This is a genomic window from Paraburkholderia sp. SIMBA_053 (genome assembly GCF_046534895.1).
In the GTDB taxonomy this organism is placed as follows: Bacteria; Pseudomonadota; Gammaproteobacteria; order Burkholderiales; family Burkholderiaceae; genus Paraburkholderia; species Paraburkholderia caledonica.
In genome coordinates this window covers 1-241 of record NZ_JAWRXU010001562.1, presented here as the reverse complement: position 1 = coordinate 241, position 241 = coordinate 1, and the positions used below count along the sequence as shown (strand labels likewise).

Genomic DNA, 241 nt, shown 5'->3' with positions numbered 1-241 from the left:
CCCAAGGAGACGATCGACATGCCACAAATCAACCGCCAGTTCCTGCTCGCTTCGCGTCCGCAAGGCGCTGTCACGCCCGACAACTTCCGTCTCGTGCAGACGCCGCTCGCGCCGCTTGCCGATGGCGAAATCCGCGTGCGCAATCACTACCTGGCGCTGGATCCGTACATGCGCGGCCGCATGGACGACAGCAAGTCGTACGCGGCGCGGCAGCCGCTCGATGAAGTGATGATCGGCGGCA

1 pseudogene is annotated in these 241 nt (G+C 64.7%); it reads left to right on the top strand.

Annotated features, from left to right (window positions below):
• Positions 1-18: 18 nt before the first annotated feature.
• Positions 19-241: pseudogene (locus SB753_RS40815) on the top strand (NADP-dependent oxidoreductase); the annotation flags it as partial.